This is a genomic window from Lutibacter sp. (assembly GCF_013139515.1).
Lineage (GTDB): Bacteria > Bacteroidota > Bacteroidia > Flavobacteriales > Flavobacteriaceae > Lutibacter.
Window position 1 is genome coordinate 25,042 of the sequence record NZ_WTAR01000086.1, and the last position, 15,508, is coordinate 40,549.

The 15,508-nt window shown below is 29.0% G+C and carries 18 protein-coding genes and 1 tRNA gene; 7 read left to right on the plus strand and 12 right to left on the minus strand.

What is annotated here, in order from left to right:
• Positions 1–2: 2 nt before the first annotated feature.
• Positions 3–641 carry a 16S rRNA (guanine(527)-N(7))-methyltransferase RsmG gene (gene rsmG / locus GQ540_RS08440; RefSeq protein WP_291800014.1) on the minus strand — a complete coding sequence of 213 codons (639 nt, stop codon included), beginning with the start codon at positions 639–641 and terminating at the stop codon, positions 3–5.
• A 146-nt stretch (positions 642–787) separates the two neighbouring features.
• Between rsmG and GQ540_RS08445 the strand changes: the two genes are divergently transcribed.
• Together GQ540_RS08445 and GQ540_RS08450 are read left to right on the plus strand one after the other, a co-directional pair.
• Positions 788–1,885 (plus strand): acyl-CoA desaturase, encoded by a 1,098-nt coding sequence (locus tag GQ540_RS08445; RefSeq protein WP_291800016.1) that lies wholly within the window; start codon positions 788–790, stop codon positions 1,883–1,885.
• A 10-nt stretch (positions 1,886–1,895) separates the two neighbouring features.
• Complete coding sequence (locus GQ540_RS08450; protein ID WP_291800018.1) at positions 1,896–3,083, plus strand: pyridoxal phosphate-dependent aminotransferase; 1,188 nt, start codon at positions 1,896–1,898, stop codon at positions 3,081–3,083.
• A gap of 46 nt (positions 3,084–3,129) precedes the next feature.
• Here GQ540_RS08450 and GQ540_RS08455 read toward each other — a convergent pair whose 3' ends face one another.
• Entirely contained in the window at positions 3,130–3,873 is a 744-nt protein-coding gene (locus tag GQ540_RS08455; protein ID WP_291800020.1) for a DUF2490 domain-containing protein, read from the minus strand.
• Positions 3,874–4,097: 224 nt separating this feature from the next.
• Here GQ540_RS08455 and GQ540_RS08460 point away from each other — a divergent pair, with 224 nt between their 5' ends.
• Genes GQ540_RS08460 through GQ540_RS08475 form a run of 4 tightly spaced genes read left to right on the plus strand, consistent with a single transcriptional unit; the run spans position 4,098 to position 8,062 of the window.
• On the plus strand, positions 4,098–6,143 hold the full coding sequence (locus GQ540_RS08460; RefSeq protein ID WP_291800023.1) for a thioredoxin domain-containing protein: 2,046 nt from the start codon (positions 4,098–4,100) through the stop codon (positions 6,141–6,143).
• A 2-nt stretch (positions 6,144–6,145) separates the two neighbouring features.
• The gene (locus tag GQ540_RS08465) at positions 6,146–6,508 is read left to right on the plus strand and encodes a DUF1304 domain-containing protein (RefSeq protein ID WP_291800025.1); all 363 of its coding nucleotides are present in this window, start codon (positions 6,146–6,148) and stop codon (positions 6,506–6,508) included.
• Between the two features lie 6 nt (positions 6,509–6,514).
• Positions 6,515–7,321, plus strand: a complete 807-nt coding sequence (locus GQ540_RS08470) for a mechanosensitive ion channel domain-containing protein (RefSeq protein WP_291800027.1) — start codon at positions 6,515–6,517, stop codon at positions 7,319–7,321.
• 48 nt (positions 7,322–7,369) lie between these two features.
• The gene (locus GQ540_RS08475; protein ID WP_291800029.1) at positions 7,370–8,062 is read left to right on the plus strand and encodes a hypothetical protein; all 693 of its coding nucleotides are present in this window, start codon (positions 7,370–7,372) and stop codon (positions 8,060–8,062) included.
• A 1-nt stretch (position 8,063) separates the two neighbouring features.
• Here the strand turns inward: GQ540_RS08475 and tsaB are convergent, their stop codons facing one another.
• From tsaB to cyoE, 10 genes are all read right to left on the minus strand, one after another.
• On the minus strand, positions 8,064–8,735 hold the full coding sequence (gene tsaB / locus GQ540_RS08480; protein ID WP_291800031.1) for a tRNA (adenosine(37)-N6)-threonylcarbamoyltransferase complex dimerization subunit type 1 TsaB: 672 nt from the start codon (positions 8,733–8,735) through the stop codon (positions 8,064–8,066).
• Positions 8,736–8,833: 98 nt separating this feature from the next.
• Complete coding sequence (locus GQ540_RS08485; protein WP_291800033.1) at positions 8,834–10,162, minus strand: TolC family protein; 1,329 nt, start codon at positions 10,160–10,162, stop codon at positions 8,834–8,836.
• Between the two features lie 89 nt (positions 10,163–10,251).
• Positions 10,252–10,461 (minus strand): hypothetical protein, encoded by a 210-nt coding sequence (locus GQ540_RS08490; RefSeq protein WP_291800035.1) that lies wholly within the window; start codon positions 10,459–10,461, stop codon positions 10,252–10,254.
• A 1-nt stretch (position 10,462) separates the two neighbouring features.
• Positions 10,463–10,978: a DUF420 domain-containing protein gene (locus GQ540_RS08495; RefSeq protein ID WP_291800037.1), complete on the minus strand. Its 516-nt coding sequence runs from the start codon at positions 10,976–10,978 to the stop codon at positions 10,463–10,465.
• Positions 10,978–11,604: an SCO family protein gene (locus tag GQ540_RS08500; protein WP_291800039.1), complete on the minus strand. Its 627-nt coding sequence runs from the start codon at positions 11,602–11,604 to the stop codon at positions 10,978–10,980. The genes GQ540_RS08495 and GQ540_RS08500 overlap by 1 nt, the downstream gene beginning before the upstream one ends.
• Positions 11,605–11,609: 5 nt before the next feature.
• Complete coding sequence (locus tag GQ540_RS08505; RefSeq protein ID WP_291800041.1) at positions 11,610–12,257, minus strand: hypothetical protein; 648 nt, start codon at positions 12,255–12,257, stop codon at positions 11,610–11,612.
• Positions 12,258–12,319: 62 nt separating this feature from the next.
• Entirely contained in the window at positions 12,320–12,673 is a 354-nt protein-coding gene (locus GQ540_RS08510) for a cytochrome C oxidase subunit IV family protein (protein WP_291800043.1), read from the minus strand.
• Positions 12,674–12,691: 18 nt separating this feature from the next.
• A complete protein-coding gene (locus tag GQ540_RS08515) occupies positions 12,692–13,672 on the minus strand; it encodes a cytochrome c oxidase subunit 3 (protein WP_291800044.1) in 981 nt (326 codons plus the stop codon).
• A 54-nt stretch (positions 13,673–13,726) separates the two neighbouring features.
• Entirely contained in the window at positions 13,727–14,308 is a 582-nt protein-coding gene (locus tag GQ540_RS08520) for a cytochrome c oxidase subunit 3 (protein WP_291800046.1), read from the minus strand.
• Positions 14,309–15,181, minus strand: coding sequence for a heme o synthase (gene cyoE / locus GQ540_RS08525; protein ID WP_291800047.1), 873 nt, complete (start codon positions 15,179–15,181; stop codon positions 14,309–14,311).
• A gap of 211 nt (positions 15,182–15,392) precedes the next feature.
• Between cyoE and GQ540_RS08530 the strand changes: the two genes are divergently transcribed.
• Positions 15,393–15,464, plus strand: a tRNA-Gly gene (locus tag GQ540_RS08530).
• Positions 15,465–15,508 lie beyond the last annotated feature (44 nt).

The window sequence follows — 15,508 nt, forward strand, 5'->3', positions numbered from 1 at the left end:
TTTTAAGACTTAGTTGGTTTATATTTTAAAGGAATATGAACAACCTTTTTAGTTTCGAAAAAATCTTCTTCAAAAAAATCTGTTAAATTAAACTGACTAGCTTTAGGGAAGTTTGTCAATTCGTCAGTTAAATCGCCACCTTTTAAATATAAAATTCCGTTTTTTAATTCGTGACGTTGTTTTTTAGCAACTTTGGTTTTTACCCATTTAGCAAAATCATCCATTTTAGTTACTGCCCTACTCACTACAAAGTCAAATTCTCCTTTTACCTTTTCAGCTCTTATGTGTTCTGCTTTTACATTTTTTAAACCAAGTGCAGCAGCAACCTCATTTACTACTTTTATTTTTTTTCCAATTGAATCTACCAAATAAAAATTAGTTTCAGGAAACAATATAGCCAATGGAATACCCGGAAAACCACCGCCAGTACCAACATCTAGAACAGATGCTTTAGGCTGAAAAGGTTGTATTTTTGCAATTCCTAAAGAATGTAATACGTGGCGCACATATAATTCATCAATATCTTTTCTTGAAATTACATTAATTTGAGCATTCCACTCAGCATACAATTCCTTTAACATAGAAAATTGATTAATTTGAGTTTCAGATAAATTTGAAAAGTATTTTAATAGTAGTTCCATGGAGTTAAATATTGTGGGCGTAAAATTACTTCTTTCAAAATTAAATTAACAACTTTTGATAAAATGTTATATTTTTTATAAAATTTCTTCTTCAGAATAGAATTGGTGTAATTTTGGCATGTATATTTGTTATATATAACTATAATATGATTAACAAGACAATACATTTTTCTAGAATTGACAAAGCGAAATTCTTTAGAACGCTAAACAAAAGAGTTAATTCTTACTTTAAAGAAAACCAAATTAAACGAACTGGAAATTGGAAATTATATTCCAAAGCTATTATAATGTTTGCTGTGTTTTTAGTGCCATTAGTTTTAATTTTAACGGTTTCTATGCCTCAATGGGTATTGCTTTTATTAACAGTTGTTATTGGAATAGGAATGGCAGGTGTTGGAATGAATGTGATGCATGATAGTAATCACGAATCTTTTTCAAGTAAAAAGTGGGTAAATAAGTTAATGGGAAGTAGTATTTACATTTTAGCAGGGAATGTTTATAACTGGAAAGTTCAACACAATGTATTACACCATACTTTTACTAATATACAAGGACATGATGAAGATATTGATGCAGGTAGAATTATTCGTTTTTCCAAACATTCAAAATGGTTGAAAATTCATAAGTTTCAGAAGTATTATTCATTTTTACTATATGGATTATTAACTATAAATTGGGCAATTACTACCGATTTTAAACAAATGCACAGTTATTTAAAACGTAAACTTTCTTATGGAAAATTCCCAAACCCGGCGACTGAATGGACCGTTTTAATAATAACTAAAATAGTGTATTACTTTTTATGGATTGTTTTACCTCTTTTAATATTAGATATTGCTTGGTGGAAAATATTAATAGGCTTTTTTGTTATGCATTATACAGCCGGTATTATTTTAAGTGTAGTTTTTCAATTAGCACATGTAGTGCCATCAACTGAAATGCCTTTACCAGATAAAGAAGGAAATTTAGAACATACTTGGGCAGTTCATCAATTATTTACAACTTCAAATTTTGCACCAAAAAACAAGTTTGTTTCTTGGTATACAGGAGGTTTAAATCATCAAGTTGAGCATCATATTTTCCCGCATATTTCTCATGTTCATTACGTGAAAATCGCAAAAATTGTAAAAGAAACAGCATTAGAATTTAATTTACCATATAACGAATATAAAACATTTCAAAAAGCGCTTATTGAGCACTTTAACCAATTAAAAACGTTAGGTATAAAACCTGCGTACGTATAATTTTTATTTTATGAGCAACCAACTATCAGACAGAATTAACAGTTTACCAATTTCAGCAACTTTAGCAATGGCCGCTAAAGCAAGAGAATTAAAAGGACAAGGAAAAGATATTATTAGTTTAAGTTTAGGAGAGCCGGACTTTAATACACCAGATTTTATTAAAGAAGCTGCAGTACAAGCTATTCATGATAATTACAGTTCATACAGCCCAGTTGATGGATATTTAGATTTAAAACAAGCTATTTGTGCTAAATTTAAACGTGATAATAATTTAGAATACCAACCTAATCAAGTGGTCGTATCTACAGGAGCAAAACAATCAATTGCAAATGTTGCTATGGTTTTATTAAATCCGGGTGATGAAGTTTTATTACCTGCTCCATATTGGGTAAGTTATTCGGCAATTTCAATTTTAGCAGAGGCTACTTATAAAGAAATTCCTTCAACAATTGAAACAGATTTTAAAATTACGCCTGAGCAATTAGAAGCAGCAATAACGCCTAAAACCAAATTAATATTTTTTAACTCGCCAAACAACCCAAGTGGTTCAATTTATAGTGAAGAAGAATATAGAGCTTTGGCAAAAGTGTTAGAAAAACATCCTAATATTTATATTCTTTCAGATGAAATTTATGAGCACATAAGTTATGGAGAGCCAATTTTTAGTTTTGCAGCTATTGAAAGTATGTATGATAGAACAATTACAGTAAACGGTGTAGCAAAAGCATTTGCTATGACTGGCTGGAGAATTGGTTATATTGGAGCGCCAACTTGGATTGCTAAAGCGTGTAATAAAATGCAAGGACAAATAACTTCAGGCGCAAATAGTATTGCGCAACGTGCAACAATTGCAGCTTTAGAAGCGCCCGTTTCTAAAATACAATATATGGTTGATGAATTTAAAAACCGTAGAGATATGGTTTTAGAATTATTAGGAGCAATTGAAGGGTTTGAATTAAATATACCAGGTGGTGCATTTTATGTTTTTCCCGATATTTCAGCATTTTTTGGAAAAGAAATTAAGGGTCATAAAATTGAAACTGCATCAGATTTTTCTATGCTTTTATTAGAAGAAGCAAACATTGCTACAGTAACAGGAGAAGCTTTTGGAGCACCAAATTGTATAAGAATTTCTTATGCAGCATCTGAAGCTCAACTACGTGAAGCTGTGAATAGAATTAAAGAAGCTTTAAGCTAAAAAAAACTATATACTATAAAAAAGCCGAGCAATTTGCTCGGCTTTTTTATTTCTTTTTAGATACATCAAAATCGTAACTCAAAGCTACTTGAAGTATATCTTCAGATAGATATGTTCCTTCACTTTTTTTGAAGTAATTTCTACCATAACCTATCCAAGCTTTAGAATTATCAAATAATTTATAACCAATATAAGCATACAAGTTATTTTGATCAAAATCTGGTTGAGATAAGCCGGTTTTAAATTTAATTCTTAATTCATTAGAAACTTTCCCTAAAATATAGTTGTTGTTTTTTAATTTAAATAAATTAAAAGTTGCAAGTAATCTGTACCTAAATCTTTGAGCGTATGTTGTACCATCAATAATATTTGGAGTAACTTCTGTATTAATAACATCTTTAAAGCGATATTCAAAAATAAACCTATTGTAAAATTTAGTTTTACCTACTGAAGATTTTAAAGTAATGTGTTGCCAAAACCTGGTTTCGCCTTTAGTAATTGAAGCATGAACAACGCCATTAGGGTAAGCTCTAAAAAACATATAACCCATACCAACAGTTATATTAGAATTAATTTTATAGTTTAAACTAGGTCTTAGTAAAACAATTTTTATGTCATCCATAAAATCAACCCTTCGCATTTGAGATACATTTCCAAAGTAGAATTTATCAGATAATTTTACGTTGTTTGTGAAGGTAAACCAAGAGCCAGTTTCTTTTAGAACTTCTGTTTGCGCGTTGATATTTTGTATTGCAATTAAAAATGGGAGTACGAAAAATAATTTTTTCATTAGAATACTATATTTTAATAGTTGAGATTATTAAGTATGCAAAGTTACTTAACATCATTTCGCCAGAAATCATTTTTCTTCAATTATTAAAAAAACGTTTTAGTAATTTAAACGAACGTGATTACTTTCATTATCTTTATCAAAAAAATAATTTAATGAGCCGTTTAATAGTTTTTATTTTACTAATAATTATTACTAGTTGTACAAGTCAAACTAAACAAAAAATGCCAAAACATACATATACAAATAGTCTCATAAATGAAACAAGTCCGTATTTATTGCAACATGCACATAACCCAGTAGATTGGCATGCTTGGAATGCTGAAACACTTGAGCTTGCAAAAAAGGAAAATAAATTAATACTAATATCTATTGGTTATTCTTCTTGTCATTGGTGTCACGTGATGGAACATGAATGTTTTGAAGATGAGGAGGTTGCTGCAATTATGAATCAAAATTTCATAAATATTAAAGTTGATAGAGAAGAGCGCCCAGATATTGACCAAGTGTATATGAACGCCGTACAGTTAATAACAGGCAAAGGAGGTTGGCCGCTAAATTGTATTACTTTACCTGACGGAAGACCAATTTGGGGAGGAACTTATTTTCCGAAGAAAAATTGGATAAACGCATTAACTCAATTGGCTGAATTATATGCAAAAACTCCAGAAAAAGCAATTGATTATGCTGAAAAGCTAACTGAAGGAGTTAAAAATTCAAATTTAATTTCGTTTAATAATACTACTGAAGGTTTTACCACTGAAGATTTAAAATCATCGGTTACAGAATGGAAACAAACCATGGATTTTGATTTAGGCGGAAGAATAGGTGCTCCTAAATTCCCAATGCCAAATAATTATCAATTTTTATTACGCTATGCAATTCAAGCTAAAGATAACGAAATTTTAAATTATGTAAATACATCGCTTACTAATATGGCTTTAGGTGGAATTTATGATCAAATTGGCGGAGGTTTTGCGCGTTATTCGGTAGATAAAAAATGGCATGTTCCACACTTTGAAAAAATGCTATATGATAACGGACAATTGGTTAGTTTATATGCAGAAGCCTATCAAGCAACCAAAAACGAGTTGTATAAAAATACGATCTATCAAACACTTCAATTTATTGAAAGAGAGCAAACTTCAAGTGAGGGTGCTTTTTATTCATCATTAGATGCAGATAGTAATAATAAGGAAGGTAAATTAGAAGAAGGTGCTTTTTATGTTTGGAGAAAAGAGGAATTAAAATTGATTTTAACTGCTGACTTTGAACTATTTTCAGATTATTACAATGTAAACAATTATGGATTTTGGGAACACGATAATTATATACTTATTAGAAAAGATAATACCTCTCAAATATTAAAAAATCACTCAATTTCAATTGAAGAATTAGAAGAGAAAGTTACTTCTTGGCAAAAAATATTATTAAAAAAACGAAATAAAAAAGACAAGCCAAGATTAGATGATAAATCTTTAACTTCTTGGAATGCATTAATGTTAAAAGGATATATAAACGCATATACCGTTTTTAATGAAAAACACTTTTTAGATGTAGCCATAAAAAACGCAACATTTATTTATACCAAACAACTACAAGAAAACGGAAATTTAAATCATAATTATAAAAATGGTAAAAGCACCATAAACGGGTATTTGGAAGATTATGCTACGGTAATTGATGCATACATTGCTTTATACGAAGCTACATTTAATGAAATGTGGTTGAACACAGCCAAACAATTAACCGATTATACTTTTGATCATTTTTATGATACAGAAAGAGCTATGTTTTATTTTACTTCAAATGAAGATCCAAATTTAATAACACGAAAAATGGAAATTGAAGACAATGTTATTCCTGCTTCAAATTCTATAATGGCAAGAAATTTATTTAAATTAAGTCATTACTATTCAAATAGTTATTATTTAAAAGTAAGTAAACAAATGCTTGCCAATGTAAAAGATAGAACTCAAAAATATGGGTCAGGTTATTCAAATTGGTTGCAATTAATGGCTGATTTTTCAAGAGATTATTATGAAATAGCTATTTCAGGTGAAAATGCTTTTGAGAAACTTCACGAATTAAATGAAAATTACATTCCTAATAAACTAATTGCCGGAAGTACAAAAAATAGTAAATTACCATTAATGGAAGGGCGTTATAATGAAAGTGAAACTTATATTTATATTTGTGTAGATGGTGCTTGTCAGCTTCCTGTAAGTGATCCAAAAAAAGCGTTAAATCAATTAAAAATAACTTTTTAAAAATGAAAACTTTACAAATATTTTTTGTTGCATTAGTTGCATTTGAGCATATTTATTTTATGATATTAGAAATGTTTTTTTGGGATAAACCAAGAGGATTGAAAGCCTTTGGATTAAAACTTGAAGACGCAAAAATATCTAAAACATTGGCTCAAAACCAAGGATTGTATAATGGGTTTTTAGCAGCCGGACTTATTTGGTCAATAATAGATAAAAAATATTCAATGCAAATAGGACTGTTTTTTTTAAGTTGCGTTTCAATTGCTGGAATAGTAGGCGCTTTAACTACAAAAAAAATAAAACTATTTTATGTACAGGCAATACCCGCAATTATTGGAATAATATTAACATTACTTTTTAAATAAAAGACTATGGACTACCAAAAGTATTTAGACATTGCTATGTCATTAATTGAAAAATACGCAATGAATTTAGTAATTGCCTTTCTTATCTTAATAGTTGGGTTATGGTTAGCTAAAAAAATTGTAAAAATCACTAAAAAATTAATGGCTAAAAGAGGCATTGATGTTACACTTCAAAAATTTATAGGAGACTTAGTAGGTTGGGCTTTGAAAATATTAATATTTATTACAGCTATTTCTCAATTAGGAATTGAAACCACTTCATTTATAGCTGTTTTAGGAGCTGCAGGTTTAGCTATTGGTTTAGCATTACAAGGTGCATTAGCTAATTTTGCAGGTGGCGCATTAATCATGATTTTCAAACCTTTTAAAGTAGGTGATTTAATTGAAGCTCAAGGAGAGCTAGGTGCAGTAAGAGAAATTCAAATTTTTGTAACAAAATTGACTTCACCAGAAAATAAATTAGTAATTATTCCAAATGGAATTTTATCAAATGGAAATATTATAAATTATACCGAAGAAGGTAAATTACGTGTAGACTTAACTTTTGGAGTTGGTTATGATGAAGATATAAAAAAAACAAAAGATGTGTTAATGCAAGTTATGTTAAGTAATAATAATGTGTTAAAAGACCCTGCTCCAAGCGTAAATGTATCTGAATTGGCTGATAGTTCTGTTAACTTCGCTGTTCGTCCATGGGCAACTCCTGAAAATTATTGGAATGTTTATTTTGGTATTCTTGAAGAAGGTAAAAATGCGCTTGATAAAGCTGGTATTGAAATACCATATCCTCATCAAGTTCATATTCGTAAATAATCTTATATTTGCAATTAAATTTTTTAAAATTAAAAATAATAAAACGCAATGAAAAAACCTCAATTAATACTGCTAATAACACTTTTAACGTATTCAACTGTTTTTTCTCAAAAAGGAAATTCAATTAATAATGCTATCTCTGATATATCAGATGTTTTTAGATACAAAAACCCTACTAGTAACTACAAAAATTATGAAGGTGATCCATACTTTAATAATCAATTTATACTAGGAACTATTAATAATACAAATGCAAAAAAGATTTATAGTTATCAGATGCGCTATAATGTTTATGAAGATAAAATTGAAATTCAAAAAGAAGATAAATCTATAGTTTATTTAGCTAAAGCAACTAATTTTAATGTACTAATTCTAGGTAAAACATTTGTTTTAAAAACGTATGAGGATAAAGGTGAAAATAATGAAGGCTATTTAGAATTACTACTTAATAAGAGTAATATAGAACTATATAAAAAGCATAAAAGAACTTTAATCTCAGCTAAAAAAGCTAAATCTTCATATGAAGAAGATAAACTTGCTAGGTTTAATTCAAGTGAGTCATTTTATTATAAATTAGGTAATAGCAAAGTTCTTTTACTTCCAAAAAGCAAAAAGGATTTTTTGAAATCTTTTAGTGATAAATCAAATGATATTGCTAGTTTTATGAAACACAATAAGTTGAAAAAATCTAAAAAAGAAGACATTATAAAAATTCTAGAATATTATTCAACTTTAAAATAATTTATTTTTTAGGTTTTATAGCAACAAAATCTTTTAAATAAAAAGGTTCAAAATAAGCGACATCTTCGATGTCGTTTTTTTTGTACTTTTCAAAAGAAAGTTTTGACATTTCGTTGGCTGAAGGCAATTTGTCATCAATAAATGTGGCGTTTTTATGTGTAATAATTCCTTTGCATTTTTCAACTCCATCACCCACAAAATAAACTTCTTGTTCATTTAAATAAGTACAAAACGAATCTTTTGAAATAATTTCAGCTTTTACTTCTCTATTTATTTCATTTTCAGAATTAAATACAGCGCTATAAACTTCCATTCTTCTTGCATCTAACAACGGAATTACAAGTCCTTCAGAAATTGAAATAGACAAGGCTAATGCTTGCAAAGTGTCAACTGCTATTAATGGGATGTCTAAAGCAAAACATAAGCCTTTTGCTGCCGAAACACCAATTCTTAAGCCTGTATAAGAACCTGGGCCTTTACTAACGGCTATGGCTTTTAATTCAGTTAATTTAACGCCAACTTCATTAACAACTTCTTTTATAAATTCGTGTAATTTTTCAGCGTGTGAGTAATTACCATTGTTTAATTCTTTTAAAACAATAGTTCTTCCATTTTTAGCCAAACTCACCGAGCAGTTTTTTGTTGCCGTTTCTATGTTTAATATATACCCCAATGTTTTAATTTTAAAAGGCAAAGATACTTAATTCAATAGCTATAAAACAAAACATCCAACTTAAAAGTTGGATGTTTAATTAACTATTTGTTCAATAATTAGTCAAGTGTTATAGGCTCTCCAAAATAGAATTTTAATACTTTAGTTTTAAATACGTAGTCGTATTTTGCTCTAATTATTGCACCTTCAGCATTCACAAAACGATTACGTACTTGATCAAAATCAAACTGTGTCATTGCTCCTAAATTGTAACTTTCTTGTGCATTTTTAAAAGCTTCATTTTGTGCAATTAATGATTTTTCTGCAGCTTCAAAAGTTTTTGCAGCAGCTTTAGCATCGTAATACGCTTTTTGAATAGTTTGTTGTAATTGTAACTTTTCGTTCTCTAACCCAAATTTAGAAATCTCGTAATTAATTTTTTGTCTATTTACATTAGATTTCGTTTGGTTTCTATTAAAAATAGGAATATTAACGCTGAAACTGACACCGTAACCTAAATTATCATCTAATTGTGTAAAATAGGGTATATGAGAATTATTTTTAAGATTAAAACCATAACCGGTTCCAACATTGGCACCTAAAGATACAGAAGGTAAGAATGATGCTTTTGCAATTTCAACTGATAAGTCAGCTGATTCAATATCTAATTGAGCTTTTTTAATTTCTGGCCTGTTAGTCAATGCTTTTTGGTAAACTTCATTAGGGTTTTTATATAATAATGAAACTGAAGGGGATTCAACATTAATAACTTCAACATCAAAACCAATAGGATTCACCTGTAATAATTGTGCTAAGTCTAATAGAGCTAAATTTAATGTGTTTTCAAAAGAAATTACAGATTGCTCATCTGTAGCTGCTGTTGATTGTGCGTTTAATAAATCTCCTTTAGGTTTCACTCCGGCGTCAAATTTAGCTGTTGCATTTTCAATTTGCTTTTTACTTATTTCAAATTGAACTTTAGCTACACTCAAATTTTCTTTAGCAAATAATACATTTAAATACGTATTTACAACAAACAATGAAATGTCGTCTTGAATTTTTTCTAAATCCAATTCACTTCCTTCAACACCTAATTGCGCTTGTTTATAGGTGTTTAAATTCCTGTAACCGTTGAAAACTGTAATCCCAGAGTTAATTCCGAAAGAACCACCGAAAGTACTTGTAGAAACTCTATCTTGAGAAACTGGATCGAAACCAGATCCGAAATTTAGATTACCACTTGTTGATGCATTTAAATTAGGTAAAAAATTACCTTTAGTACTAATCACATTCTCTTGGCTTATTTCAACATTTAACCTGTTTTGCTTAATTGTAATATTATTATCTAAAGCATGATTTACACATTCTTGAAGTGTCCATTTTTTATCTTGCGCATTAATACTTATGAAAAATATAAGCGCCAAAATAGTAACAATTTTTGTTCTCATTATCTTGAATTGAGTTTATAGTTAAGTTGATATTGTTATATGACGACTAAAATTATTATTTGTTACACTCTTAGTCTCTTATAGAAATGTTAAATTTTCTTCTTTCTTCTATTTTTAATAATAAAGTAAAATAAAGCACCCACTAAAAGGTAAGGAAAAACCATTAAATAAAGTATACCTGAGTTTAACCCTTCTGCTTGTGAAACATCACCACTTTCAACAACAGCTTTACACATAGCGCATTGTGCATTGTTTATTTGAAATGAAAATAAAAATAATATGACTAGAATTTTTTTCATTTTAATAATAAGGACTTATTAAAATATAAACTACAACACCGCTTAGAGCAACATACAACCATAAAGGAAATGTGTATTTTGCTATTTTTTTATGAAGTTCAATGTTATTTGTAATTGCACGTACGTAGGTAATTAACACAAATGGAATTACAATAATTGACAAAATAATATGAGAAATTAAAATTATAAAGTATATAATTTTCAAACTTCCTTCACCACCAAATTTGGTTGAGTTAGAAGTCATATGATATGCCATATATAAAACTAAAAATAACACAGAAAACACAATGGCTGTTTTCATTAATTTTTCGTGTAACTTTAATTTTTTGTTTTTAACAGCCCAAACTGCAACAATAAGTAGTATTGAAGTTAACCCATTTATACTGGCATAAATTGGCGGTAAAAAAATAGGCAGTTCCGCATCAATTTTTACACCAAATAAAATAGCAACTACTAAAGGAATTGCAATGGATAACATAACTATCCACTTGTTATATTTTTTGGTGTCTGTTGTCATTATTCTTTTAATAAAATGGCAATATCTTCTTTAATCATTTTAACTCCTTTTGGGTCTAATCCTTCATAAAATGCAATTGGATTATCAAATTCATCTAATCTTGAGCGGATATTTCCTTGTTTATCAACTAAGGCAAACATTCCTGAATGTTCAAAGCCACCTTCAGCATCGCTATTTTCACCTGCGAAAAGTGTAAAACCTGTATTTGCTAATTTATAAATAGCATCTTGATTTCCAGTCATGAAATTCCAATTATTTAAAGTTGCTCCGTGATCTTTGGCATATTGTTTTAAAACTTCAGGAGTATCGTGTTTTGGGTTGATGCTAAATGATGCAATTCCAAAATCTTGAAATGCATAAAACTCGTTTTGAATTTTTACCATATTCTCATTCATTCTAGGACAAATTGTTGGGCACGTTGTAAAGAAAAACTCAACAACATACACTTTATTTTTATAAAACGAATTTGAAATTAATTTACCATCCTGATTGGTAAATTCAAATGAAGGAACTTTAGCAATAGTAACTAATTTAGGTGTTTTAAATTTGTTTACAATTTTTGGAATTGCATAAATTCCAAAAATTAAAATGATAAAAGCGACACCTATATATGAATATTTTTTCATTGTGATTAAATTTCTCGTTTTCTTCGTTCTTGTTTTTCCCTAGATTTTTTTAATTGATAATAAATGATATTAATATCATCTTTCAATTTATCTTTTAGCGTTGAAACAGACCTCATATTATAACCGTATAATTTTCCATCTTGGGTATCCTCATCGTCTTTTCTTCCTCGTAAACGTAACTCCATATCAATAATAAATGCGTTTTCTGAATACAAATTTTCATTTAATTGATAAGGTGTGTCAAAGCTATTAAAAAGTGTTTGAATATTTTCTGAATTTGTGTACACAAAACACCAGTTTTTAATATCTGTAAAAGCAGCAAGTTCTTTAATTACTTCTTTGTAATCATCTTCTTTTCCTTTAGGAAGTACAGCTACCATTTGGAATAGAGGTTTTAAATAATAGCGTTTATAAACTGTTTGATTTAAATTAAATAAGCTTGCCTTTGCTTCATTTATATCATTTCCTAAAAAACAAACTATTGATAGTTTTTCAGCAAATGAATTATTTTCTTCTGAAGAAAAATTTTGAAAATCAATTACTTTTTCTGTAAGTATTGGTAAGTTTGAATATTTATAAATTCCTTTTGATAAAAATATATAAAATACTAGCGGTAAAATAAATAAGCTAAAAAGCACCCAAAATTTCTTCATCTCTTTTGTATAAAAAAAGGCGGTTTAAAAAACCACCTTTCTAAATTTATATTTTTTAGATTTTAGTAGTTCCATTTAGTTAATGGTCCTAAAACATCGTTAATGTAACTTCCTTCAATTAATAATAACGCAGCTAAATAAGTTATTAAGAAAAGCGCTGTCCAAACAACTGCTCTTCTTAAATTCTTTTTTTCATCGGCCATGTGCATAAAAAACCAAGTGATATAATATGCTTTTACCAATGTTAAAACTAGAAATATAATATTTAATAAACTTGTTCCTAAAAAGTTGGTTAAATGAAGTGATTCAGGTTTTATAATTCCTAAAATAACTTCAACTAACGTTATAGCTGAAAGTATTCCAAATACTTTCCAAATTAATTTTGTGTGTGATGTATGTTCTTGTGCGTTTGCCATTTTATATCTTTTTTTGAATTAAACTAAGTAGAAGAATGTGAATACAAATACCCAAACTAAATCTACAAAGTGCCAATACAATCCAACTTTTTCAACCATTTCATAACTTTTTCTTTTTTCATAAGTTCCAATAATAACATTAAAAAATATGATAATGTTTATGATAACTCCAGATAATACGTGAAAACCGTGAAAACCTGTTATAAAGAAAAAGAAATCAGCAAACAATGTTCTTCCGTATTCGTTTACTTGTAAGTTTGCACCTACAACTACGGCTTTGCTTTCATCTAAATAATTCATAGCATTAGAGCGAGGAATTATAATTTTTTCTTTTAGTTCTGGATTTATTTGTTCTGTTCTAATCGTAATTTCAGGGTGAGCTTTAAAACCTTCAATAACTTCATTTAATGTTATTGCTGGTAAAGCTGCTTCTTCAACAAACCATAATCCTTTACTTTTTATATGCTGGGTTCTTTCTGAATGAGAAGATTTAGCAAAACTTTCTAAAGTAACCTGATGTCCTGAAGCATCTACAAATTGAATAATTTTACCGTCGTTTAATTGAATTGCTCCATATGAACCTCCTATAAAATTTTTCCATTCCCAAGCTTGTGAGCCTAAGAATATTGCACCACCAATAATGGTTAAAAACATATAAAAAGTTACTTTGGCTTTATTCATTTGATGACCAGCATCAACAGCTAATACCATTGTTACAGATGAAAATATTAAAATAAAGGTCATTAATGCAACATAATACATTGGTGCGTGTACACCGTGCAAAAATGGAAAGTGAGTAAAAACTTCATCAGCAATTGGCCAAGAGTCAATAAATTTAAAACGCATTAAACCGTAGGCTCCTAAAAAACCCGAAAATGTAAGTGCATCAGATAAAATGAAGAACCACATCATCATTTTACCATAACTTGCGTCTAAAGGTTTTTTATTCCCTCCATCCCAATTATTGTCATTAGTATCAGTAGCAACAGTTGCTTCCATATAAAGTTTGTTTTGATTTTTAGTTATAGTTGCGCCAAATATATGTAATTTTTATTACCTAATAAAATTGAAGAATAAAAATAGATAAATCCATAAAATATCAACAAAATGCCAAAAGATAGCACCTAGTTCTAAACCTAAGAAATTTGTTGAAGTATACTTTTTATTTATATGATTATAGAATACAACTAAAAGAACAATTATTCCAGCTGCAATATGTGCTAAATGTGCTAGTGTAATCCCATAAATAAAAGACGATTTTACAGTGCTTTTTGCACCTGCAAAAAACAACCCTGAATCAAACAACTCTTTAAATCCTTCAAACTGAAAAAACACAAATCCTACTCCTAAAATTAATGTTGAAGCTAAGAATAAGGTTGTAAGTTTTCTGTTGTTTTTTTTGATGAAAAATTTAGCCAATAAAAAAGCAATACTACTTAATACAATTAAAATTGTGCTTGTATAAAATGCGGGTGGTAAATCAAACGAAACCCAATCGTCACGTTTTCTGCTTACAACATATGCACTTGTTAAACCAGCAAACATCATAGTCATACTAATCATTGAGACCCAAAGCATTGGTTTAGCCGATTTTCTTTTGGCTTGTTTTAATTCTTGTTTTAACGTATTTTTCATTTAATGTAAAAATTTATCTACAACGTAAATTATTTGTATGAGTGTAATATACAAAACACTTGATAACATCAATTGCCTTGCTTCTTTATTTGTCTGATTTTTATATAATTTAACAGCATAAAACAACATTGTACTTCCTAATGCAACTAAAATGACTGCTGTTAATGGGTAAATATAAAAACTTCCTGTCATTTTTAAAACAGGAATTACTGAAACTACTATTAAACAAACTGTATATATAATAATTTGTATTACTGCCTTTTTGTTTTTTTGCCCCATTGGCATTAAATTAAAACCAGCTTTTTTATATTCATCATATTGCAACCATGCAATAGCCCAAAAGTGAGGAGATTGCCAAAAAAATTGAATTAAAAATAACACTCCAGGCTCAATAGAAAAATCATTTGTAGCGGCTACCCAACCCAACATAAATGGAATGGCCCCAGGAATAGCGCCAACAAAAACAGATAGAGGTGTAATCGATTTTAATGGCGTATAAACACTTGTATACAAAAAGATTGAAATGGCGCCAAATAAGGCGCTTTTAGGATTTATACTGTATAAAATTGCTAAACCTACAATGGTAAATGAAATTGCAATAACCAATGCCATTGAAACATGCATTCTACCAGTTGGCAAAGGTCTGCTCATGGTTCGTTTCATTAAAGCATCGGTATCCTTTTCAATTATTTGATTAAAGGCATTGGATGCGCCAACCATTAAATAACCTCCAATTGCTAACATAAAAAGTGTTGCTACTTGAATTTTTTCAACTGCTAATAAATACCCCGCTAATGAAGAAAATACTACACTTAGTGACAATCCTACCTTTGTTAATTGTTTAAAATCGTTAAATATTGCTGAAAAATTCACTTTATTGTACTTGAATTTGAAGTTATTGATGTTAAATTTGGTTAAAATCACTGCAAATATATTTTATTATTAGAGAATTACAACCTTAAAGCTAGCCGATTAAAAATTATTTTAAAATAATTTTTAAAAAAGCCTTTGCAATTAGTTTAATTATTTTAAATTTGCACTCGCATTTGAGAGATTGAATGTAAGTTCTAAAGAAAATATGACTGCGAAAGTAGCTCAGGGGTAGAGCATCACCTTGCCAAGGTGGGGGTCGCGGGTTCAAATCCCGTCTTTCGCTCTACAATATATAAAATACCAATGCTGAAGTGGTGGAATTGGTAG